This is a genomic window from Aliikangiella marina (assembly GCF_007004765.1).
Lineage (GTDB): Bacteria > Pseudomonadota > Gammaproteobacteria > Enterobacterales > Kangiellaceae > Aliikangiella > Aliikangiella marina.
The window spans coordinates 237,346-260,171 of record NZ_VIKR01000006.1; the positions used below are offsets into that span (position 1 = coordinate 237,346).

Sequence of the window (22,826 nt, forward strand, 5' to 3'; positions counted from 1 at the left end):
TAGGTTAGATTTTTAATTTTTGATTTTTAATATATGAACGCAGTAAACGATATTAGTAGTACTAACAAAAATGAAATCAACGCACCATGGAAGAAGCAAGAGATGCAATCGGTGGAAACTAAAGTAAACGCGTTAATTGAGCAGATGACCTTGGCTGAGAAAATCGGCCAACTTAACATGCAAGATGGAACAGGCGAACATGCAGTAGCGTATTTAGCGATGTCAATTCGCAATGGCTCGTTAGGTTCCATTCTCAATCAAACAAACGTTGAAACGATAAACGAGCTTCAAAGAATTGCATTAGAAGAAAGCCGCTTGAAGATTCCATTGTTGATCGCGCGTGATGTCATTCATGGCTTCAAGACGGTGATGCCTATTCCATTGGGGCAGGCCGCGAGTTGGAATCCCGAATTGGTAAAACAAGGTGCGGTTATTGCAGCGACTGAAGCTGCATCGACTGGCATTAATTGGACGTTCGCGCCAATGGTCGATATTTCTCGTGACCCAAGGTGGGGAAGAATTGCCGAGAGTTTAGGCGAAGATCCTTATTTAGCGGGTGAGCTTGGTGCCGCAATGGTCAAAGGCTTTCAAGGAGAAAATCTTAGCGATAAAAACTCAATTGCTGCATGTGTTAAACATTTTGTGGGATATGGCGCTGCAGAAGGAGGACGAGATTACAGCGCAACTAACATTCCTGATAATGAAATGCATAATGTCTATTTGCGTCCGTTTAAAGCTGCGGTGGACGCAGGAGCGGAAACATTAATGGCGTCTTTTTCAGACATCGATGGCGTGCCAGCAACGGCCAATGACTATCTGTTAACCGATGTACTCAGAGATGAGTGGAAGTTTGATGGTACTGTCGTTAGTGATTGGAACGCAGTAGGGGAGTTGGAAGATCATGGTATTGCTGATGGAGAGAAGTCCGCTGCGCTGCTGGCAAGTGTCGCCGGCATTGACATGGAAATGGCGGGTAAATGTTTTTCAGGGCATCTTGAAGATTTAGTTACAAGTGGTCAGCTTTCCACTGAAAAGTTAGATCAAATGGTCGCCAATGTCCTGCGAACGAAACTCCGCCTGGGACTATTTGATAATCCGTATACCAATCCTTCCGACTATCCGGGTATTGCTTATCCTGAGGCTCTCAAAGTGGCTAAAGAATCTGCTGTACAAAGTTTGGTTTTATTAAAGAACGATAATGATACTTTACCGTTATCCAACAATATCGCTTCGCTAGCGGTTATTGGACCTTTGGCTGATGCGCCTTATGAGCAATTAGGAACTTGGATTTTTGATGGCGACGCTACGTTTAGCGTCACCGCGCTTAACGGAATACAGTCGTTCGTTGGAGACAGTACCAAGGTCAATTATTGCAAAGCCTTAGCAAATTCTCGCAGTGAATCAACCGAGGCGTTTGATGATGCCTTACAAGTCGCTAAAGCATCCGATGCCGTAATACTGTGTCTCGGAGAAGAATCGATTCTATCTGGTGAAGCACATTGTCGAGCCGATATTGATTTACCTGGCGCGCAGGTTGAGCTGGTTAAAACGCTGCATGCTGCGGGCAAGCCAATTATTCTGGTGGTATTAGCTGGGCGCTCGATTACCCTCGGTAATGTCGTTGACTATTGTGACGCGATATTATTTGCATGGCATCCGGGAACCATGGGCGGTGCTGCAATTGCCGATGTTGTCTTTGGAAAAGTATCACCGAGCGGAAAATTACCGGTTACTTTTCCTTCAGTGGTTGGTCAGGTGCCGATGTATTACAACCATAAAAATACAGGACGACCGCCCAGCAAAGAAAAGGTTATCCTGATGGATGAGATCGAAGAATTTGCGCCGCAGACTTCTTTGGGTATGACTGCGTTTTACTTGGATGCTGGTTATAAACCATTGTTTGCGTTTGGTCATGGATTATCCTATGGTGAATTTGAATATAGCCAACTTCAGCTAAGTGCAAGCAAGATTGCTCCGCGAGAAGAATTGACAGTAACAGTTAATTTAAAAAATACCGGGGCATGTCAAGCTGAAGAAGTTGTCCAGCTTTACACGAGAGACTTGGTTGGAAGCGTCACGCGTCCGGTTAAAGAGTTAAAAGGATTCAAGCGAATCGCACTAGGTCCTAACGAGGAAACGACTGTTACGTTTAAATTGACGGCTAGTGATTTGGCCTTTTATAACCGCAAGGGTAAATGGGGCGCCGAGCCAGGCAAGTTTCATTTGTGGGTTGGCGGCTCGTCTCTCGCCGACCTCTGTGCTGAATTTGAATTAACAGAATAATCCCTCTGGACTAAAAGCATGACTGACGCAGATCGTTATGGTTTAAAACTCTCATTGATAGTCGCGCTCGGTGGCTTTTTAATGGGGTTTGACGCGTCGGTCATTTCCGGTGTGGTTGGTGCTATCGAGGAAGAATTTAACCTAACCAAAATCCAACTCGGCTGGTCAGTTGCCTCTTTAACTCTGGCGGCGACTTTCGCAATGTTGGTTTCAGGATCATTAAGTGAACGTTTTGGCCGGTTACTCGTTCTGCGCACCGCGGCCGCTGCATTTGCTATATCGGCGATCCTTTCAGCAATCGCACCCACTTACGAGTGGTTGGTATTTGCGAGGATGCTTGGTGGGCTAGGTGTGGGTGCAGCACTGATTATTGCGCCGGTTTATATTGCTGAAATTTCGCCTCCCGCAAAACGAGGAAGACTTGTTTCGCTTAACCAACTTAATATTGTTGTTGGGATTTCAGTCGCATTTTTTAGCAACTATTTTATTCTTAAAGTAAGCGTTGATGCGGTTGGCCTTATCGCGACTGAAAATGCGTGGCGCTGGATGTTAGGCGTCGAAGCGCTACCCGCTTTTTTATATTTCATCGCTTTATTATTTGTACCAGAAAGCCCACGTTGGTTAGCGCGAAATGGACACCCTGAGGCTGCCCTCGAAGTCTTGTCAAAAACTTGTGGTCGTGAGCAAGCGAAAGCGGAGTTAACTGCGGAAGACAAAGGAGAAACACAAGATTCATTAATTAAAGCTTGGCGTAAGCTTTTTCAACCCGCATTAACACTCGTGTTAACGATCGGTATTGTCATCGGCATTGTTCAACAATTAACTGGCATCAATGCGGTATTCTTTTATGCCCCGATTATATTTGAACAGTCGGGCGTTGCAACTGATACCGCTTTCTTGCAGGCAGTACTGGTTGGTTTAGTCAATTTGGTTTTTACTTTAGTTGCAATTAAATTTATCGACAGTGTTGGCCGTAGAGCTTTGCTGCTCTCTGGGTTAGCTGGAATTGCTATTTGTATGTCAATACTGGCAGCTAGCTTTGGTTCGGCTACCTACCAGTTGAGCGATGATAAAATTACTGGTTTTGTCGCAAGCGCCAAAGTGTCGGAGCACGAATTAAAGATATTAGGTGATACTCAATTTGAAAGCGAACTTGAATTTCGAGACGCAATAGTGAAGACCTTTGGTGAACCGTTTTACAAAACTCACGAGACCACATTGCTCAGGGCTTCAATTGATATTAATACGGGCTTAGTTTTGTTTGGCATTCTCGGATTTGTTGCGTGTTTTGCGGTGTCACTAGGACCGGTAATGTGGGTGTTGTTCTCAGAAATATTCCCCAATCAAGTTAGGGCGGTTGCTATTTCATTTGTAGGCTTGGTGAACTCAGCGACAAGTTTTGGTGTGCAACTTTTATTTCCCTGGGAATTAGAGAATTGGGGCAGTGCTATTACCTTTTTGATATACGCAGTTGTAGCAGTCGCCGGTTTTGTATTCGTCGCCAAGTATTTACCTGAAACCAAACAAAAAACACTTGAACAGATAGAACAGGAGATTGCGCCGCTTTCAGCATAGCTTTCAAGGTAATGTCGAAGGTAACCAATTTTAAAGGCAACAATATGCAGGTCAGTTTAAAATTATTCATTGCTTCAGCGCTATTGATTATCGGCGGATGTATTCAAGCCTTTCAGCCAGTAAAAGTTGAGATAAAAAATGTTGATGGAAATTTTCAACTTTATCGTGGTGGAAAGCCCTATCATATTAAAGGTGCAGGAATTGAAGTAAGTGATTTTGAGGCATTTGTTAAACATGGCGGTAATTCAATACGAAACTGGACTACGACAAATGAAAAAGAGTCGACCTTATCGATTTTAGACAAAGCACATGAGCTGGGGCTGACGGTATCGTTATGTTTGCCGATGAGTAAAGAACACTGGGGATTCAACTACAGTGATCCAGTAGCCGTTAAAAAGCAATTGGATTTTATGCGTGGCGAAGTGCTTAAATATAAAGACCATCCGGCGTTACTCACGTGGATAATCGGTAACGAATTAAACTTCGATTATACCAACTCGGATGTTTACAACGCGGTTAATGATGTTGCTAAAATGATTAAGGAAATTGATCCTTATCATCCCACGACAACTACCGTTGCAGGTCTAGAAAAAAGAGTACTCAAAGATATTCAAGAAAGAGCGCCTGCACTCGACTTTGTCAGTATGCAAGTGTATGGACAGCTTGCCCTTCTACCAGAGTTTATCGAGCAAACAGACTATGATGGTCCATACATGGTGACAGAGTGGGGCACCGTCGGGTTTTGGGAAATGCCGAAAACCAGCTGGGGTGCGCCGATAGAAATGACCAGCACTCAAAAAGCTCAAAATACTTTGCGAGGGTATAACGAGAAAATTGCAACACAATCATCAAGAGTCATTGGCAATCATGTGTTCTTATGGGGGCAAAAACAAGAAAGAACGCCAACTTGGTTTGGTATGTTCACAGACTCTGGAATGGAGACAGAAAGTGTTGATGTTATGCATTTTATCTGGAATAACAAGTGGCCAAAAAATCGTTCTCCCCGTTTAAATCAAATGCTGTTAGATAATAAAAATGCTCACCAAAACGTAAAGCTAGAAGCGAGTAACGACTATGTTGCTATAGTTGATTCATCCGATCCTGATGGCGATACATTAAGTTATCGCTGGGAAATCAAGCCTGAAAGCGATTCGAAGAAAGTCGGCGGAGATTTTGAAAAAGATATCGCTAATATCGATAGTACTGTTAATCGATTAAATAAAAGTGAAATATCTTTTACGACTCCCAAGCGGCCGGGTGCTTACCGGCTATTTGTTTACGTTTATGATGGTCAAGGGCATGCGGCGCATGCCAACATCCCCTTTTATGTGGAGTGATGAGCGTTTAGCGTCTAATTGTTTCTACTTCCCGAACACCCCGTCTACACAATGGTCCTCTTATTTTTGTAGTCGGGGCTTTTTTTTGGTAAAAAGACCAAAAAGGTGAGACAGACTCTAATGAAAGCGTTAATTTATCGACACTTTGGTCCGGCAGAAAATATACAGTGGGTTGACGGGTGGCCTAAGCCAAAGCTCGATCCAGAGAGTGTGATTCTGCAAGCGACAGCGGGTGGGTTAAACCCTAAAGATATTCTCCTACGAAAAGGTATGTTCAGTAAAACACTTGCTCGCGATCCGTTACCTCGAGTTTCGGGGATGGATGTGTCTGGCATTGTGGCTGAAGTGGGTGATCAAGTGACGCATATTAAAGTGGGGGACCACGTATTCGGAATGACAAACCATTTTTCTGGTGGACTGCATTGTGAATTCGCCAAGCTCAACCAAGGTGAGGTTGCCAAAGCTCCGCTTAATATCCCTTTAGAAAATGCCTCAACGGTGCCGCTTGCTGCGCTTACCGCTTTGCAAGCGTTGAGAGATTGTGGAAGGCTGAAGTCAGGGCAAAGAGTTTTAATTAATGGGGCTAGTGGCGGTGTTGGTCACTTTGCTGTGCAAATAGCAAAAATTTTCGGCGCTCAAGTCGATGCGGTTTGTAGCCACAAAAATACTCACTTTGTTCAATCTCTTGGAGCAGATACTGTTCATGATTATCGCTTAAGTCCAGCACATAAAATTGATGCACAATTTGATTTAGTTTTTGACGTGTTTGGTAAAATGACCCGTAAAGCATTCAGCAAACAGTTACTCAAAAGTGGCATTTATGTGAGTACAGTGCCTAAACTGGTTAATTTTTGGGGAGAAGCGCTTGGACGTCTTGGGATTTCGAAAGTCAATCGGTTGGTTGAAGTAAAATCGAATGCGAAAGATTTAAGCTTATTAAAAGGATGGATAGAACAGGAACAGTTAGTTCCTTTTGTAGAAAAAGTTTATCCCGTAGAACAAGCTGCAGATGCTCATCGACATATCGAGACTAAGCATACCGTCGGAAAAATTTGTATCAAATTTGATTAATACTTTAGCCGAATTCGTTTTCAACAAATTTAGATTGGATTTCGATGATGGCTTGTTGATTACTAATGAGTGCTTCAACACATTCTTTGTCTAGTTTTGATTGACTAAGCCTTCGCAATTCATCGAATGCTTGTTGGTTGGTCCAGGCTTTTTTGTAGGGACGTCGACTGGTTAAGGCATCAAAAATATCTGCGGTGGTGACTATTTTTGATTCAATAGGAATACTCTCGCCAGTTAGCCCATAAGGATATCCGCTGCCATCTAAGTATTCATGATGGTATAGAATAATATTTCGTAAAATACCGGCATAGTTGATACTACCCAAGCCAAAATTGGAGAGCAATGAGTCAATCAGCTCACGACCGCACTCAACATGCTTTTTCATGATTTCAAATTCCTCGTCGGATAGCTTGCCTTCCTTTAAGAGAACCGAATCTGGAATATTGATTTTACCAATGTCATGGAGCGGCGCGAATAAAAACACATGCTCGATAAACGAGTCGTCAAAGTTATATTTTGGCGCGAGTTCTCTTGTAATAATTCTCGCGTAGCGAGACATTCGCTCTAAATGAGTACAAGTCTCTGGATCGCGAAAATGAGTAACATCAATCGCTGATTTTACCGTCGCAACCAAGGTATTGATATTTGAATGTTCGTTGTAAATCAACAAAGTGATCATACAGCCAACCATATCGAACTCTGGTGCCGACTGTTCGGTAAAAACATTCGGTTGGTGTGAATTGAAGAAAATAAAGCCAAAAAAATGACCTTCATAAATCATTGGTAAGGTGTAACTAGAACAATATCCTGCTTCTATAATCGCCTTACTATGAGTTTTTGTCGGATCGATTGATTCGCTGATGTCATTCAATATTCGCGGCTGACCGCTTTTTGCAATCTCGACTAGGGAGGGACTTTCAGAAAGTTTCGCTTGGTACCAAGGAAGTGGTGTTTTCGCCTCAGCACAATACAGAAACGTTTTTAATAAATCTTCTTGGCTATCATAGAGGGCCACAGCAATTCGCGAGATGTAAGGATGATGTTGCTTGATCAAGTCATAAATGCGGCTTAACTTACTGTTAAGCGGCGATTTTTCACCAATGGTTGCAATTATATTTTGCTTATCTTGAAGCATGGGCTGACAATTTCACTGTAAGGTTTCAAGTTAACAACATAGCCTTTGTAACCATTAAAAGTGCTTGCACAGCTAATATAAATCATTCGATTAATTGATATTGGTACGGAGGCTTATTGCACGATATTGCTTAGGCTATAAGCATAGCTTTGTTTAAGCGATTCTGCATGGATTGAGATCAAACTAATGGATACCCTATGAGAGCGTTACATAGGATAGTCGTCAATCTAGCAATTATGCCGTTATCTTATGACGGGGCTTTGCCGGTCGACTCTCGAATGACTAGCTTCGCTTTAATTAATAAATCGTCTGGAGAAATTTTTGACTCTCGGTTTTTAACTTTATCCATCAGTATTTCTAAGGCGTGCTCAGTCATCGAGCGAACCGGCTGACGAATGGTAGTTAAGGATGGATTAGTTTGCTCTGCAAGAGGAATATCGTCAAAACCCGCTACGCTCAGCGAGTCCGGCACTTTGATACCCATTTTGTAAGCCGTCCGCAGGACGCCGTTAGCCATATCGTCATTGCAACAGAATATTGCAGTTGGTGGATTTTTGAGTGACAACAGTTGTTTGGCAAATAGCTCACCGCACCCAAAAGAGTTGTCGCCATTTTTGACAAAGTTCTTCTCAATTTTTAAACCCGAATTTCTCATGCCATCTTTGAAGCCGGAGTATCGCTCTTGTAATGCTTTGTGTTCAGGATCGCCCTTTATAAAAGCGATTTTTTTGTGTCCCAGAAAAGCGAGATATTCCGTCATTTCAGCGCTCACCTCTCGATCATTAGTAAAGACCGAAAGCGGTGTGAGCGTCTTGTTGCCTGGTGAAATTAAGGCGAAAGGCGTATCGGTAGCTGCAATAGTCTCAATGAGCGACTTTTGATCAGAAAGAGGAGGGGCCAATAAAAGTCCATCCACTCTAGAATTATGGATTAAAGAAGAAACCTCTTGGTTGAGGTTTTTATCTCGATAATCACACGGATGAATTAACAAATCATAGGTTTCTGATTTGCAGATTCGTAAAGCGCCTTGCTGCAAATTTAAGACGTAGTTAGAACTCGGATTATCATAGAGGCTTGGATCGTCGTAGAGGAGTGCGATTAAATAGGACTTTTGACTAGCCAATTTTCTCGCGGACGCATTGGGGCGGTAATTTAATTCCTTAATGACTGCGAGAACTTTTTCGCGCGTATTTTCTCTCACGTTGGGCTCATTATTGACAACCCGTGACACGGTTTTAATCGAGACACCCGCTCGTTGTGCAACATCGTAGATCAGCGATTTAGGCAAACCAAAATTGCTCCATTTCCTATTAACTTCAATAGTTTACACGGTTTTCGCAAGAATTACGACAGCGCTGTCTTTAGTTTAAGCTGTTTGCCGAAAAGGCAAAAAAAAGCCCGACAAAAAGTTTGTCGAGCTGCATGGTGTCGCTGGTAACGGTTGGAGAACCATAAATTGTTACCAGCTGCACGTTAAACTCAAGCGTTTCTTTAACTTAGGTAAACCAGAAGTTTCTCCGACGTCTTTCGTTTAACTTTTTACTTTTATTTGTTGTTGGCTTCCCCTACCTTTTTATCGTGTTGTGTTCTTCAACTAGTGACAGTTATTAGCCACACTTTGAGTCACCACAACTTAAACAGGTCATGCAACCATCCATGAGTACAGCTGCCTTTGTCATACATTTTGAGCACATTTGAGCGCCTTCAGGGTAATCTCCATTGTATTCTGCTGCGCCGCCATTGTTTTGAAGGCTTTCATACTCTTTGCGTTTCTCGTCAACGAGTGCTTGTTGATGTTCATCGAGCGTATCGTCTTCTAAAAGGCCTATCATTTTGAGATGAGACTCGATAGCATCACCGATTTCAGCAACCAGTGAAGGCATAAATTTGCCACCAGCTTTGAAGTAACCACCTTTGGGATCAAACACAGCTTTTAGCTCTTCCGCTAGGAAAGTACAGTCACCACCTTTACGGAAAACTGCTGAGATAACTCGGGTTAGCGCAACAACCCATTGAAAATGATCCATGTTTTTCGAATTAATAAATATTTCGAAAGGTCTTCGCAGCTCATGCTCAGTTCCTGGATTAAGAACGATATCATTGATGGTCATATACAAAGCATGGTCGGAAAGTGGCGTTTTAACTTTATAAGTTGAGCCAAGTAACATTTCCGGGCGCTTAACACTTTCGTGCATTTGAACAATTTCAGCACTCGGCTTTTCTTCCTTGACCTGCTTAATTTCTTCCTCGGTTTTAACTTTGTAACCGACAATTGATTGACTAATAATTTTAGGCATTGTCTATTCCAATTTTTTCAATAGAACCGCTAGTTCGGTTTCTTGTAATCATTTCAACTCGGTAAGTGCTTAATTAAAACTTACCGTAGTAACCTTCTTTTAACGCATCGAACAAGTTTGCTGCAGTGTGAATTTCACCGTCATATTCAACTTCTTCGTTACCTTTTAATTCAACCTGAGAACCATCTTCTAAAGTGAATTGATAAGTCGTATTTTCAAGGTCTTCTTCCTTGACGAGAACACCTTGGAATACTTCAGGATTGAATCGGAACGTGGTACAACCCTTAAGGCCCTCTTTGTAGGCATACAAATAGATGTCTTTGAATTCTTCATAGGGGAACTCAGTAGGAACGTTCGCCGTTTTTGAAATCGATGAATCGATCCATTTCTGTGCAGCCGCTTGAATATCGACGTGCTGGGTCGGCGTAATAGCATCCGAAGTAACGAAGTATTCCGGAAGTTTTTCCTCTGGATTCTCCGAGAAGGGCATCGCCTTAGGATTAACGAGTGAACGATACGCCAATAGCTCATAGGAGTATACGTCTACTTTCTCTTTCGTCTTTTTACCTTCACGAATGACATTGCGAGAGTAGTGATGTGCAAAGCTCGGTTCGATCCCGTTGCTGGCATTGTTCGCAAGTGATAGCGAAATAGTCCCTGTTGGTGCGATTGATGAATGATGGGTAAATCGAGCACCTACTTTAGCGAGTTCTTCGACTAATTCAGGCTCAACTTCAGCAATACGTTGCATATATCGACTGTATTTAGCGTGGAGGACTTTACCCTTGATCTTTTGGCCGACTTTAAAGCCGTCTTTAACCATTTCTGGACGCTTGTGCAGCATCGCGCCTGTGACTTCGAAGTCTTTCTCTAAAATTGGCGCAGCGCCTTTCTCTTTAGAAAGTTCTAATGCTGCTCGCCATCCTTCTACCGCAAGCTCTCGGGTGACTTGTTCAGTGAAGTCAATTGATTCTGGCGCACCATATTTCATTCTTAACATTGTAATCGTTGAGCCAAGACCTAAATAACCCATGCCATGACGACGTTTGTCATTGATGGCTTCTCGCTGTCCGATTAACGGAAGACCATTAATTTCGACAACGTTATCTAACATTCTGGTGAAAATACCGACCACTTTGCGGAATTTTTCCCAGTCAAACTCTGCTTTTTCAGTAAAAGGGTTTTTGACGAAGCGAGTTAAATTGACTGAGCCTAACAAGCATGAGCCGTAGGCGGGGAGAGGCTGCTCTCCGCAAGGGTTTGTTGCTCGAATGTTTTCGCAATACCAGTTATTATTTTTATCGTTGACTTGGTCAATCAAAATAAAGCCTGGTTCGGCGAAGTCGTAAGTCGACGACATAATCAGGTTCCACAAGTTTTTAGCTTTAATCGTTTTGTGGATTTTGCAGGCGACTTGGCCGTAGTCATTAGTAATATACGACTCGGTAGTCGGCCACTCGCGCCATAAAATTTTAGACTCATCATTCAAGTCAAGCTGGTCTGATTCAACTTCTTTTTCTGTGACTGGGAAAATTAAGTGCCAATCTGCATCTTTGATAACCGCTTGCATAAACTCATCAGTAATCAATAACGACAAGTTAAACTGTCTTAAACGACCGTCTTCTCGCTTAGCCTTGATAAACTCCATGACATCTGGGTGACTCACATCAAAAGTCGCCATTTGTGCACCTCTTCGACCACCAGCGGAAGAAACGGTGAAGCACATTTTGTCGTAGATATCCATGAATGAGAGTGGCCCTGAGGTATAGGCACCGGCGCCAGACACGTATGCATCTTTGGGGCGGAGGGTCGAGAATTCATAACCAATCCCGCAGCCTGCTTTTAGGGTTAAACCGGCTTCATGAACTTTTCCAAGGATATCGTCCATAGAGTCAGTGATAGTACCAGATACTGTACAGTTGATTGTTGATGTTGCTGGTTTGTGTGCTAGCGCACCCGCATTAGACATGATTCTGCCCGCTGGGATAGCACCATGACGAAGAGCCCATAAAAAATCTTTATAGACTTCTTCTTGTTTATCATCTTTTTCAACTTCCGACAAAGCTCGGGCGACACGATCATAGGTTTGATCGATATTGCCGTCTACGGCTGCGCCTTCTTTAGTCTTGAGTTGATATTTTGTTTGCCAGATGTCGATTGAGGTTGGTTGAAATTCGATTTGAAAATTTTCAGGTGTTTTAGCCTTTTTCAAAGAAGCGCTCATTAACGGAATTCCCTCGTTCCTTATGTTTTTTAGTCTGTGGTTAACTAGAAGTTAACGACACCCCCACGCCTGTGAGTAAATCTATGGAAAAGCTGTGACTTTACCCACAATAAAGTGTTACTAGTATTGTATAAATTGTGAACAAAAAGAAAGTACTTTGAAATCAGATAATTACTATATCTGGTGTTGTTCCCTTCCTCTGCGACACAATATATAGGTGGAGGGCGTTAAAGTAAAGCACTAAATGATGAAAATTTAGTGCCTAAAGTTTGTCTGAGTAGACGAGATTATCTAGGGTAGAGCGGTGGAATTGCCTGCGAAGCCGCATTGTTTTGTTGTACCGATAACGCCGATAAAATGTGCTCAAAATCGGACTTCACCAAGCTGATATTGGTTGCAGAATTAGTCGCCGAATATCTCATCGACTCTAGGTGCTCGAGTTTGGCCTTTAGCGATGAATCATCGATCACTTTTGCCAGCGAGCCAATCGAGTGATACTGAGTGAATCCGTTTAAGTTAACCCACTCAATTAGCAATTGCTCAATTTTAGCGTTGTTACCTTGCTTGGCAGCGGTTAACAGTAACTTGAATACATCATTGGCTTTCTGGGGTGGGGGGCTCGCTAACTGATTCTTTTGTGCTGGTTTTGATGAGACAGGTTTGCGCCAATAAGCAAACAGAGTTACTAACCAAAGTGCTAATAGTGCCGCAGCAGCAAGTTGCCATTTTTGCAATTGCGACTGAAGCGCCGGGTCATTGCTGCTGGTTAAACTCTCAATTTGCGGTAGCGGCGATATTCCAGCCGTTTGAGTCGTTGATGCCGCTGGAAGCACTTTAAATGTCCGCGCTGAAAGCACAGCCGTTTTCTCAGAGTCGCTTTTAGTATCCCACCAGCTCAGTTTTACCTCGGGAATGGTGACAATACCTTCTTTGCTTGGAATAACCGCTAATTTTTCGATTCGTTGGCCGACTACACCGTCATCATTAATTTGTCGCTCCTTTTGAGGGGAGTCATAGTACCACTGAAGACCCGCAACCCGAGGGATCTCAATCTCAGGTAATTGTGACTCACTTAACCCTTGTACGTTCAGTAAAATAGTCCAGGTAACGGGTTCTCCCACTTTGAGTTCTTGAGTATTTGGCGACCATTTATCGGTTAGGACCACATCTGTCGCAGGAAGCCAAGGTTCTGAGACATTTGTTGGCTTTGGCTTCACTGACAAATTAATTGGTTTAGTCGTAATACTAATTGGTCGGGTTGCGCTTAAAAAGCTTGAACGATTGCGCCTGCTGTTATCGGTTACGTCAGCGGTAAAGTTGACCGCGCTGATTTCGGTCTCGCCGCTTTGCTGAGGGAAGAGCGCATAACGTCGTTGAGTGACATGATAGCGTCGATTATTAATGTACTTTTCAAATTGGGTATCATCGCCAAGTTTTTCTACGATTGCATTATCTGCCTGTGGCTCTGAGAGGCTGGCATAATGCGTGTTCACTGCTCGATAGAGTTTAACCGTAAAAATGACTTGTTGCTGGACATAGGCCTCGTTGGTATCGACTTCAGCTTCAAGAAAAATAACTTTTGACTCTCCATTTAAATTCAGTTGATCAGAAGAGTCGCGAATATTGAGTTTGATTGGCTGAGTCGCAAATTTGCCAACAGTTATCGACGGAATAGTTAACTCGCCTGACTTTAAAGTCTTTAGTTTTATTTGCCACCCTTGAACTGTTGCGCGCTTACCATTTATGAATTGTGAGTGATGATATTGGCTTTGCGAAACGATCGTAAATTCCTGTGGAATGAGAGAAAGATCTGGCTGTTCGGCGGTGTCTTCTTCAACCCGAATGTTTAATACGAAAGTCTCACCCGCGCCGATATCCGTGCGATCAATCGTCGCAGTGACTTTTGCTTGGAGCATGCATGGACTGACTAGCAAAACAAAAATCGATAACCAAATTAACTGCTTAAAATGACTCATTACCAAAGTTTCTCTTCTTTTTGCTGACGACCGCGGCGTTGATATTCACGGTACATTTTTCTTCTGAGTAAGCCGCCAGGATCATCGGGTATCTTCTCAAGCCAATGTTCCAAAGCTTGATCTTTCTCCGATTTATCCCGCTGGTCTTCTATCATCTGCTGTTCTTGTTGTTGCTGCTGTTCAGCTTGTTCCTGCTGCTGTTGCTGTTGCTGCTGTTCTTGCTGAGACTGTTGATCTTGTTGCTCTTGTTGTTGAGATTGATCCTGCTGCTGTTGTTGCTGTTGTTGATCTTGATTTTGTTGATCTTGATTCTGCTGATCTTGATTTTGTTGTTCTTGTTGTTGCTTGAGTAAATCTTCGATAATTTTTTTATTAAATTGCGCATCTTCATGCTCAGGATTTTTTTCCAGTAAACTGTTATAAGCATCGAGTGCTTCTTGCAAGTTATTGCCTTTTGCAAGGCTAGTTGCATGGTTGTATAGCGAGCGCTCAGATAGTTTTGGGTCAAAATGAGTCGCTGCATCAGCGAATGCGCCATTTTTGTATTGAGCAGTGGCTTTCCATTCTGAATCTTCAAAGAGTTGTGCGGCTTTATCGTATTCGCCATTTTTATATGCAGATTCAGCCTGCTGATTCTTAGTGAGCCAGAGATCCTTCCAACTTAATGCGGCGGCACTCGGTGCGTAACACAACGATGATATTAGCAATCCGGGAATAAGCATTGCGGCAAGACTATTACTTGCGGGACTTCTTAGTAATTTGATGAAAAAGAAAAATAATGCCAGCCAAACTATCCAATAGCCGTCATCAATCCAGCGGCTGATTTTTTGTTCTCCGTCATCACCTTTTGTTGAGTCCTTTGTTAAAAGCTCATGGGCCTTCTTCAGGTAGTCGATATCCTGCGTGTCTGCGGTGAGCTCAACAATTGCAGAGTTTGTTTCTGAGGCGATGTCATTGAGCGTAGCGAGCTGCAGTTTTGGGACAACTATCGCACCAGAACGATCTTTCAAAAAACCGGATTTGTCGGGTAAAGGAATTGGCGCGCCTTGCTCTGTACCGATCGCTAATATTGACAGGCTAAATGCGCTTCGATTAATTGAATCGACGACGGATTCGACAAATTCTGTTTCGACACCATCAGTCATCCAAATAATCTGGCCACGATTGTATTTTGCATTTTCAAGCAACTGAATTGATTTTTCGATTGCTAAATCTGGCCGGCTGCCTAGGACCGGCATGATCCCAGTCGATAAGGTTGGAACCATGTTACTAATCGTTTTTGCATCTGATGTCAGTGGACTGATAGTGAATGCATCACCGGCATAAACGACCAAAGCAATGGTACCTTCGTTAGTCTGTTCAAGAAGGTCCAGTAATTTAAACTTCGCGCGCTCTAAACGAGAGGGTTTTATGTCAGTTGCATCCATCGATAGTGACAAGTCGAGCAAGATGACTTGGGCACTTTCTGTTTGAAACACGGGGACTGATTTCTGACGAACACTTGGTCCCGAGATCGCTAAAATGATCAGTGAAGTAATTATCGCCGTGAGCCAAAGACTTGAGTTTGATGTGGTTTTCTTTCCTTTAACAAATAAAAACTCAAGCAGATGAGGAGAGATAACTTTTTGCCACGCCGAATTTTTTTTCGTGTCGTGACTGAGTTTCCAGAAAAGTAGCAGCGCTGGAACAAATAGCAAAAGTAATTCGGGGCGAATAAAATGGAAGTCTGCCCAATTAATAACCATTACCGACCTCCTTATTACTTGCGCTTACCGGTGAACGGTTACTAAGTGACCGAATCGCTGTTGCCAAGAATGATAAGAATATCGGCAAAATCATTAGTCCAAAGGCGATTGATGCCGGCCAATAGTATAGCTCTTCAATCGGTCGGTAAACTTCGGGCTGGTCTTCTACCGGTTCTAATTCATCAAGAATATTGTATATTTCTTTAAGCTCTTCTGTACTGCGGGCTCTAAAGTATCGACCACCGGTTATTTCGGCGACCTGAGTTAATGTTTTTTCGTCGAGTTCAGCAGATGGGTTAAATTTAGTACTGCCAAACAGCAGCGAGCGACGTATTACTTCATCTGCACCAACCCCAATGGTATAGATTTTGACTCCCGCATGGTCGGCAAGTTTTGCCGCTTCAATCGGATCTAGTTCACCGGAATTATTTCGTCCATCGGTTAACAGAATGAGGACTCGATTTTGCTCTGGACGCTCTCTCAACCGCTTGACTGACAAACCGATACCATCACCGATAGCTGTTCGTGACGCTCCGGCTAAGCCGATTTCAGTTTCTTTGAGCATATATTTAACGGTCGTTAAGTCGAAAGTGAGTGGTGTTTGCAAGTAGGCATTTTCACCAAATAAAACTAAACCAATACGATCACCTTCACGCTTTTCAATAAATTCACCGACAATTGATTTGACAACTGCAAGGCGATTAACCGGTCTGCCTTGAAGCTTAAGATCTTCCTCTTCCATACTTCCAGAAATATCAAGACTCAGCAAAAGATCTCTGCCGCTTGCTGGTAGTTCGATGGGTTCGTCTATCCATTGAACTCGTGCGGCGGCAATCACCAAAAAAGTCCACGCTAAGAATTGCAAGAGACGTGTTAACCAAGGTGCATTAGCTTTTGAATGTTGTGCCTGCATCGATTGCCATGCGTTGAATAGTGGCGTTCGAATTGGTGACATTTCGGGCTGTTTACGTTTGCTAAACACCCAAACGATCAGTGGCAGTATAATGAGTGCTAGCACAAGAGGATAGGCTACTTGAATCATACGGCTTGTCTCTCTCTATTTCGAATAATGAACTCAATCATTTGCTCACTTTGAGAAAGTAGCGCATGCCAATCTTGTTCAGCAACTTGTTGGTTTTTTCGGTATAACATTTCACTGAAAATGAGTTTAGCTTTGTCATCAAAAATAGCATTAGGAGACTGTTGATTTAAAAAATTAATCCATTGGCTACCCGATAGGGATGCCACTTCTTTTTTCGGGAAATAGAGTAAACAGATCCTTTTCAGTAGGGCTGAAAGTTCCGCTGCAGCAGTATTATCGGGAGTAAGCTCGGCGATAGATTTTAGTTCCTTTCTTGCCGGTTTAATCAACGCTAAACGCTGACGTTTTTGATTCCACTTAATGAGTAAATAAACCAAATAAATAACGGCGACACCAATGACAAACCACCAGCCTGGCGCTAGCTCCCAAAACGTCGCATCGGGCGGAAGTTGAATGTCTCGCAATTGATCGAGAGGATTAGCGGGTTGACTATTACTTGGCTGAGCCATCAACTTTCACCCCGATTTATCGATTGCTGTGCTGGTCCAGACAAGCCAACAGATTGTTGTTCAAAATTAGTATCGACACATGTAAAAACACCGCGATGACTTAAAGCAAAATCCTTAACCAGGTTTTGTTTTCTCTCAAAAGCATTGTGATAAATATCGCGTAAGCTACTGTCCTTAGTATTGAGGAGTCCTTTGTTAAAACCATCAGTGATCCCATATAGTCCCGGTGGTGGTAACTCAGATTCAATCGGATCTTTGATTAAAATACAGTGAATGTCAGCATGTTGCGATAGCTTGGACAAATGTCGTTGACAGTCGTCATCAAATTGGTTGAAATCACTTATAACATGAATCAATGTGCCGGGTTTTGCGAGAAATTGTAGTCTCTTTAATGTATTGGAAAGTTGATTGTTTTCGTCGATATTTGTCTGAGCATGTTTATCCGCCTGAGCACGTTTATCCGCTTGAGCACTATTGTTCGTCGTTGTACCACTATTTTTATGGGTTGCCGCGGAGAAAGTTGTTTCTAAAACCTGTTGGTAACTTTCAACTATCCTGTTGAGTAAGCGCATGCAATTGCGACGATTACTCGAAGGTTTCATTTCGAAATGATTTGTTTCTCCAAACAACAACGCGCCAAAACGATCACCGTTAGTTAGGGTATTCCACATTAGTTGAGACGCAATTTTACTTGCGATTAGCGATTTAAACACCTGTGCAGTACCAAAGAACATACTGGGCATTTGATCAAGCACAACAAAAACCGGGCGTTCTCTTTCTTCTTTGAAAAGTTTGGTATGGGCTTCGCCTGTCCTGGCCGTTACTCGCCAATCAATGTTCCTAATATCATCGCCAATTTGATAAAGCCTTGACTCGTCAAAGTCCATACCGCGACCTTTAAAACGCGAGCGAAAACCACCAACGCGATTAGTTTTAACGTGAGACTCGGGTGCCAACCAATGAATGATCGGTTTGGTTCTGGTTTCTATGAGTTGACCCAAAGTCAGGTCGATACCAGGCTTGAAATCGTCTGGGAGCTCTTCCTGAGAACTCGTTGCAAATTTGTGTGATGGGTTTGACCAGGCTGTCATTGACGCTCAATGCCTACGCAATCGGTGTTACTTGGATTAAGCGCTCGATGACCATGTCAGTGTTAACCCCTTCAGCTTCTGCTTCATAGGTAAGGATTAAACGATGGCGTAAAATATCAAATGCCATGTCTTGAATATCTTCAGGTGTTACATAGTCACGGCCAGCTAGCCAAGCACTCGCTCTTGCGCAGCGATCAAGTGAGATTGTTGCTCTTGGGCTCGCACCGTAGTCTAGCCAACGATCAAGCTCCTTATCGATTTTCGCAGTATCTCGGGTATTAACAATCAGCTGAATTATATAGTTCTCTAGTTCTTCGGACATATGAATGTCGAGGACTTGGTCTCTAGCTTCGAACAAGTCTTCCTGGGTCAAATCGATCGACGCTTCGTCCTGATAAGCTTTGTGTGCTTCTGCGCGGGTCAATTTAAGTATTTGTGCCTCCGCGGCAGCATCGGGGTAGTCCACTTTTACGTGCATTAAGAATCGATCGAGCTGCGCTTCAGGTAATGGGTAGGTACCTTCTTGTTCTATTGGGTTTTGAGTCGCCATTACCAGGAACAGTGGCGGTAATTTGTAAGTTTGGCTCCCAACCGTAACTTGACGCTCAGCCATCGCTTCTAATAAAGCCGATTGAACTTTGGCGGGTGCGCGATTAATTTCATCGGCAAGAATTAAGTTGTGAAATAGTGGGCCTTTTTCAAAGCGAAAACTGCCGTCTTGTGGTCGATAAATTTCAGTACCAGTTAGGTCTGCCGGCAGTAAATCTGGCGTGAATTGAATACGGTGGAAATCACCTTCAATACCTTTGGAGAGTGCGTTGATAGCTCTAGTCTTAGCCAAGCCGGGCGCACCCTCGACAATTAGGTGCCCATCTGCGAGTAAAGCGATGATCAAGCGATCAACCAATGATTCTTGGCCAATGATTTGTTGGCAAAGGTTAGCTTTGAGATTGGCAAAGCTCTGGTTGAGAGAGACTTGGGTTTCGGTACTCGACATAGAATTACAACCTTAAAGTATTCGTTTTTCTTAGTAGGGGTGCATTTTTAACTGATAATAAACGGGATTTCCAGTCATTAGACGATATTTACTCCAAAAGTTTCGGGTGAAGTGCAACAAAATATTAAGTCATTAAAAATTTTCCCCATTTAGGGAAATATCAATAGGTTAGGAGAGATTTAATGGCTATTTACAGCGTACAAAATTCCGATTATGGTAGGTGTTAATTAAAGGAGAGTTCCAGTGAAAAAAATCAAAAACGAAGGCGCACTGCTGAAAAAAGCAATCGAGATTGGCGAGAAGTATGCCATTAACCGAGGTTTCAAGAGTTTTGGAGGCGCAGATTCTGCCAAGGAAAAAGTAGAGAGTCTTTATCGTTTATTGGTACACGATAAATTAATCCAGCCACTAGCAAAAGATCAAGAAAATCAGTTGAATATGAAGCACAAACTGTCGCTGTGGATTGCTAAACAACTTCCCGATGATCATCCTTTATTGAAATAATCGAAAAGATAATCGGCTTACTTAATTGAATGCCTATATTAATAAATTGTAACCATAGCGTAAAATTATCACTATTGACCTGGTGTGGACTTTGTGAAAAACTTGCCGCTCTTCAGGTATGCTAGATGACTAGCAATCAGAATTTAAACGAATAACTGATTAAAAACAGTCTCAAAGTAGGGATTATGTTTCGCAGAACTAAAAATTCACTGTCTATTGTGATTTTTTTACTTGGGTGGTTAACCACTCAAGCGGCTGCGCTACACCACGAATTTAGTGAAGAGCATTGGCAATCGATTGACCATGAGGTCTGTCTCGCTCAAGCCTCATATAATGATGATATTTTCGTCGCTCATTCACCAGCGAGTTGCTTCCCCTTAAACCTTGCTGCGCCAAATTTTCAGTTCTCAGTCAACGAAGCATTGTGCTTCGCCAATCAAAGTCCCCTTCAAGCGCGCGCACCGCCGTTATCTCACCTTTAAATTGACTTATTGTTTTGATTGACCAATTCGCTTGAACAGCGAATGTGCGATACATGATTTTGATTTGAATTGTCTCTCGAAGACAATCACTCGTATTGATATTTTTAGGATAAGATAATGAACAAGAAAGCTTCTTGGTTGGCTGTTGCTGCAGCCATGATGAGCCTGCAGGCAAATGCAAAAATTATTCAGGGCAAAGTTGAAAATGAAAATGGCCGTGCGGTCGCTAACGCTGAAATTAAAGTTAGAGGCGCTGAGGTCACTGCAAAAACAGATAGCCAAGGTCGTTTTGAGATAGATTTGCCGATCGGTACTCATACGCTAGACGTTAAAGGTGGTAGCAGAGCGCATTTTCACCAAGTTGTTGAAGTGACCGAGACGCCTCAGGATACGGTTGTTCTTAGTATGGCGGAAGCGCCAGACAATCGACTAGTCGTTAAAGCCAACCCGCTAGAACATACTGCGCTTGATATGGCAACGCCGGCGATTATTATCGCAGGTGATGAGCTAATTCTAAAGCGCTCGGACACCTTAGGAGACATTCTCCAAAATGAGCCGGGTTTAAGCGTTTCTTCATTTGGACCAGCTGTTTCGCGGCCTGTTATTCGTGGTTTAAGTGCAGGTAGAGTCAAAATAACCAACAATCAAATGATTGTGCAAGACGCTTCTAACACGAGTGCAGACCATGACGTCAGTATTGAGCCATTGCTTGCCGACCAAATTGAAGTTGTTAAAGGACCTGCAACTTTACTCTACGGTAGCGGGGCGATTGGTGGTGTAGTTAATGCTGCGGACAGAAAAATCTCTGACGATACCATCGAAGAATTAACCGGAGGTATTGAGGCTCGTTTAGGTGATAGTGGTACGGGTGAACAGTCACTCATATTTACCTTAGACGGTGGTAACGAGAACTGGAATTGGCATATTGACGGTTATTCTAAAGAAACGGACAACATTGAAATACCGGTAGAAGCTGAATCTGAAGCACTGCGTTTGTCGGAAGGTGAAGAGGGTGGCCCAGGTGAAGGCGGCGAATTCGAAAATACAGAAAACGAAACCACCGGTGGTAGCTTTGGGACCACTTACCTTGGTGATTGGGGACATGTCGGTTTTGCAATAAGCAGTGTTGATAAGACTTATGGCGTACCCGGTCATCATCATCACGAAGAAGAGGAAGAGGGTGGCGAAGAGCACGAAGGAGAAGAGCACGAAGAGGAAGGTGTTGCAATCGACATGCAACAAACTCGCTACGATATTCAAGCCGAATTTGATAACCCATTCAGTGGAATTGAGACCTGGTTTGTTGGTTACTCTTACACTGACTATGAGCACGTTGAGCTAGAAGGCGATGAAATCGGTACGATGTTTGACAACGAGGCTTGGGAGCTGAAAACTTATTGGAAACACAAAAACCTCAGTGGTTGGGATGGTTTATTTGGTTTTCAGTTTACCGACAGAGATTTCTCTGCAATTGGCGACGAAGCTTTTGTTCCGCCGTCACTTACACAAAGTACGGCATTATTTGTCGTTGAAGAGAAAGAAGTTGGTAATTTAAAGTTAGAGCTCGGTTTGCGTTTGGAATCAAACAAAGTAGAAGTAGAAGGTCAACCAGAGGTTGATGAAACTGGAGTAAGCTTCTCTTTTGGTAATGTATATACGATTTCTGAGTACAATAAGTTTGCGATTAACTATTCGAGAGCGACTCGATTTGCTTCGGTTGAAGAACTTTTCTCTGAGGGTCCGCATGTAGCAACCGCTTCTTTTGAAGTCGGTAATCCTGATTTAGATGTTGAAGTGTCGAACAACATTGATCTCTCTTATCGATTTGAGTCGGATAATCTTGTGGGTGAAATAAACCTTTTTTGGAATCAGTTCGAAGATTACATATACGGTGCCGTAGTGACCGATACCGATCCGTGTTTACCAGCTGGCGCAGCACTCGAAGCGGAAGAAGAAGAGCTCTCTTTGGTCTGTTATAAACAGCAAGATGCCGAGTTTAAAGGAGTTGAGTTGGATGTAACCATTCCTTTAACAAGCGAGGGCGCTCACCAGTTTGCTCTTGGTTTCATCGCTGACTATATCTCAGCTGAGTTCGATGATAATACCAATGTGCCAAGGATTCCACCGATGAAAACTGGCGCAATCTTAACTTACGATTTCAATGATTTTTCTGCCGACTTAAGCTACATCAATTATGCCAAACAAGATGATATCGGCGAAAATGAGTTGCCGACAAACGGTTTTGATATGGTCAACTTAGATTTAGCTTATCGAGTACCGTTTAATGGCGACGAGTTGTTTTTGTTTTTCAAAGGTCAAAATTTACTTGACGAAGAGGCACGCGATCATGCTTCTTTCTTGAAAGATTTGGCTCCGCGACCCGGAAGAAATTTTGTGATTGGTGCAAGATACACTTTCTAAGAAATTCATTACTTGTTTTTTCCATTAACAGTGAAATCAATATCATGCAATGCCTTCTCACTCAGTGAGGAGGCACACCAACACTACTAGCACTATAGGAACCAGTTCTTCCTTAAGCAGTAACTTTGGGCGCGATT

17 protein-coding genes are annotated in these 22,826 nt (G+C 42.9%); 7 read left to right on the top strand and 10 right to left on the bottom strand.

Annotated elements, in window-relative coordinates; translation table 11 throughout:
• Nucleotides 1–33: 33 nt before the first annotated feature.
• From FLL45_RS20545 to FLL45_RS20560, 4 genes are all read left to right on the top strand, one after another.
• Nucleotides 34–2,283: a glycoside hydrolase family 3 N-terminal domain-containing protein gene (locus FLL45_RS20545; protein ID WP_210247254.1), complete on the top strand. Its 2,250-nt coding sequence runs from the start codon at nucleotides 34–36 to the stop codon at nucleotides 2,281–2,283.
• Nucleotides 2,284–2,301: 18 nt separating this feature from the next.
• A complete protein-coding gene (locus FLL45_RS20550; RefSeq protein ID WP_142943941.1) occupies nucleotides 2,302–3,858 on the top strand; it encodes a sugar porter family MFS transporter in 1,557 nt (518 codons plus the stop codon).
• A gap of 44 nt (nucleotides 3,859–3,902) precedes the next feature.
• Nucleotides 3,903–5,195, top strand: a complete 1,293-nt coding sequence (locus FLL45_RS20555) for a glycoside hydrolase family 2 TIM barrel-domain containing protein (protein WP_185964569.1) — start codon at nucleotides 3,903–3,905, stop codon at nucleotides 5,193–5,195.
• Nucleotides 5,196–5,315: 120 nt separating this feature from the next.
• On the top strand, nucleotides 5,316–6,266 hold the full coding sequence (locus FLL45_RS20560) for an NAD(P)-dependent alcohol dehydrogenase (protein ID WP_142943943.1): 951 nt from the start codon (nucleotides 5,316–5,318) through the stop codon (nucleotides 6,264–6,266).
• Nucleotides 6,267–6,270: 4 nt separating this feature from the next.
• Here FLL45_RS20560 and FLL45_RS20565 read toward each other — a convergent pair whose 3' ends face one another.
• The 10 genes from FLL45_RS20565 to FLL45_RS20610 form a co-directional block, all read right to left on the bottom strand.
• The gene (locus FLL45_RS20565) at nucleotides 6,271–7,401 is read right to left on the bottom strand and encodes an HD domain-containing phosphohydrolase (protein ID WP_142943944.1); all 1,131 of its coding nucleotides are present in this window, start codon (nucleotides 7,399–7,401) and stop codon (nucleotides 6,271–6,273) included.
• 247 nt (nucleotides 7,402–7,648) lie between these two features.
• Nucleotides 7,649–8,689 carry a LacI family DNA-binding transcriptional regulator gene (locus tag FLL45_RS20570; protein WP_142943945.1) on the bottom strand — a complete coding sequence of 347 codons (1,041 nt, stop codon included), beginning with the start codon at nucleotides 8,687–8,689 and terminating at the stop codon, nucleotides 7,649–7,651.
• A gap of 319 nt (nucleotides 8,690–9,008) precedes the next feature.
• Nucleotides 9,009–9,698, bottom strand: a complete 690-nt coding sequence (locus FLL45_RS20575; RefSeq protein ID WP_142943946.1) for a TSCPD domain-containing protein — start codon at nucleotides 9,696–9,698, stop codon at nucleotides 9,009–9,011.
• Between the two features lie 73 nt (nucleotides 9,699–9,771).
• Nucleotides 9,772–11,922 (bottom strand): adenosylcobalamin-dependent ribonucleoside-diphosphate reductase, encoded by a 2,151-nt coding sequence (locus FLL45_RS20580; RefSeq protein WP_142943947.1) that lies wholly within the window; start codon nucleotides 11,920–11,922, stop codon nucleotides 9,772–9,774.
• A 287-nt stretch (nucleotides 11,923–12,209) separates the two neighbouring features.
• Nucleotides 12,210–13,898: a BatD family protein gene (locus FLL45_RS20585; protein ID WP_142943948.1), complete on the bottom strand. Its 1,689-nt coding sequence runs from the start codon at nucleotides 13,896–13,898 to the stop codon at nucleotides 12,210–12,212.
• Nucleotides 13,898–15,643, bottom strand: coding sequence for a vWA domain-containing protein (locus FLL45_RS20590; RefSeq protein ID WP_142943949.1), 1,746 nt, complete (start codon nucleotides 15,641–15,643; stop codon nucleotides 13,898–13,900). The genes FLL45_RS20585 and FLL45_RS20590 overlap by 1 nt, the downstream gene beginning before the upstream one ends.
• Nucleotides 15,633–16,685, bottom strand: coding sequence for a vWA domain-containing protein (locus FLL45_RS20595; protein ID WP_142943950.1), 1,053 nt, complete (start codon nucleotides 16,683–16,685; stop codon nucleotides 15,633–15,635). Before FLL45_RS20595 ends, FLL45_RS20590 begins: the two co-directional genes overlap by 11 nt.
• The gene (locus FLL45_RS20600; RefSeq protein ID WP_142943951.1) at nucleotides 16,682–17,194 is read right to left on the bottom strand and encodes a DUF4381 domain-containing protein; all 513 of its coding nucleotides are present in this window, start codon (nucleotides 17,192–17,194) and stop codon (nucleotides 16,682–16,684) included. Before FLL45_RS20600 ends, FLL45_RS20595 begins: the two co-directional genes overlap by 4 nt.
• Nucleotides 17,194–18,285: a DUF58 domain-containing protein gene (locus FLL45_RS20605; protein ID WP_142943952.1), complete on the bottom strand. Its 1,092-nt coding sequence runs from the start codon at nucleotides 18,283–18,285 to the stop codon at nucleotides 17,194–17,196. The genes FLL45_RS20600 and FLL45_RS20605 overlap by 1 nt, the downstream gene beginning before the upstream one ends.
• Nucleotides 18,286–18,298: 13 nt before the next feature.
• On the bottom strand, nucleotides 18,299–19,282 hold the full coding sequence (locus FLL45_RS20610) for an AAA family ATPase (protein WP_142943953.1): 984 nt from the start codon (nucleotides 19,280–19,282) through the stop codon (nucleotides 18,299–18,301).
• Nucleotides 19,283–19,525: 243 nt separating this feature from the next.
• Here FLL45_RS20610 and FLL45_RS20615 point away from each other — a divergent pair, with 243 nt between their 5' ends.
• The 3 genes from FLL45_RS20615 (at nucleotide 19,526) to FLL45_RS20625 (ending at nucleotide 22,689) form a co-directional block, all read left to right on the top strand.
• Nucleotides 19,526–19,786 carry a DUF5062 family protein gene (locus FLL45_RS20615; RefSeq protein ID WP_142943954.1) on the top strand — a complete coding sequence of 87 codons (261 nt, stop codon included), beginning with the start codon at nucleotides 19,526–19,528 and terminating at the stop codon, nucleotides 19,784–19,786.
• 185 nt (nucleotides 19,787–19,971) lie between these two features.
• The gene (locus tag FLL45_RS20620; protein ID WP_142943955.1) at nucleotides 19,972–20,268 is read left to right on the top strand and encodes a hypothetical protein; all 297 of its coding nucleotides are present in this window, start codon (nucleotides 19,972–19,974) and stop codon (nucleotides 20,266–20,268) included.
• 117 nt (nucleotides 20,269–20,385) lie between these two features.
• Nucleotides 20,386–22,689 (top strand): TonB-dependent receptor, encoded by a 2,304-nt coding sequence (locus FLL45_RS20625; RefSeq protein ID WP_142943956.1) that lies wholly within the window; start codon nucleotides 20,386–20,388, stop codon nucleotides 22,687–22,689.
• Nucleotides 22,690–22,826 lie beyond the last annotated feature (137 nt).

Coding starts and splice junctions, on each gene's coding strand:
- FLL45_RS20545 (WP_210247254.1), top strand. CDS start 34: ATGAACGCAGTAAACGATATTAGTAGTACTAACAAAAATGAAATCAAC.
- FLL45_RS20550 (WP_142943941.1), top strand. CDS start 2,302: ATGACTGACGCAGATCGTTATGGTTTAAAACTCTCATTGATAGTCGCG.
- FLL45_RS20555 (WP_185964569.1), top strand. CDS start 3,903: ATGCAGGTCAGTTTAAAATTATTCATTGCTTCAGCGCTATTGATTATC.
- FLL45_RS20560 (WP_142943943.1), top strand. CDS start 5,316: ATGAAAGCGTTAATTTATCGACACTTTGGTCCGGCAGAAAATATACAG.
- FLL45_RS20565 (WP_142943944.1), bottom strand. CDS start 7,401: ATGCTTCAAGATAAGCAAAATATAATTGCAACCATTGGTGAAAAATCG.
- FLL45_RS20575 (WP_142943946.1), bottom strand. CDS start 9,698: ATGCCTAAAATTATTAGTCAATCAATTGTCGGTTACAAAGTTAAAACC.
- FLL45_RS20580 (WP_142943947.1), bottom strand. CDS start 11,922: ATGAGCGCTTCTTTGAAAAAGGCTAAAACACCTGAAAATTTTCAAATC.
- FLL45_RS20585 (WP_142943948.1), bottom strand. CDS start 13,898: ATGAGTCATTTTAAGCAGTTAATTTGGTTATCGATTTTTGTTTTGCTA.
- FLL45_RS20590 (WP_142943949.1), bottom strand. CDS start 15,643: ATGGTTATTAATTGGGCAGACTTCCATTTTATTCGCCCCGAATTACTT.
- FLL45_RS20595 (WP_142943950.1), bottom strand. CDS start 16,685: ATGATTCAAGTAGCCTATCCTCTTGTGCTAGCACTCATTATACTGCCA.
- FLL45_RS20600 (WP_142943951.1), bottom strand. CDS start 17,194: ATGGCTCAGCCAAGTAATAGTCAACCCGCTAATCCTCTCGATCAATTG.
- FLL45_RS20605 (WP_142943952.1), bottom strand. CDS start 18,285: ATGACAGCCTGGTCAAACCCATCACACAAATTTGCAACGAGTTCTCAG.
- FLL45_RS20610 (WP_142943953.1), bottom strand. CDS start 19,282: ATGTCGAGTACCGAAACCCAAGTCTCTCTCAACCAGAGCTTTGCCAAT.
- FLL45_RS20620 (WP_142943955.1), top strand. CDS start 19,972: ATGTTTCGCAGAACTAAAAATTCACTGTCTATTGTGATTTTTTTACTT.
- FLL45_RS20625 (WP_142943956.1), top strand. CDS start 20,386: ATGAACAAGAAAGCTTCTTGGTTGGCTGTTGCTGCAGCCATGATGAGC.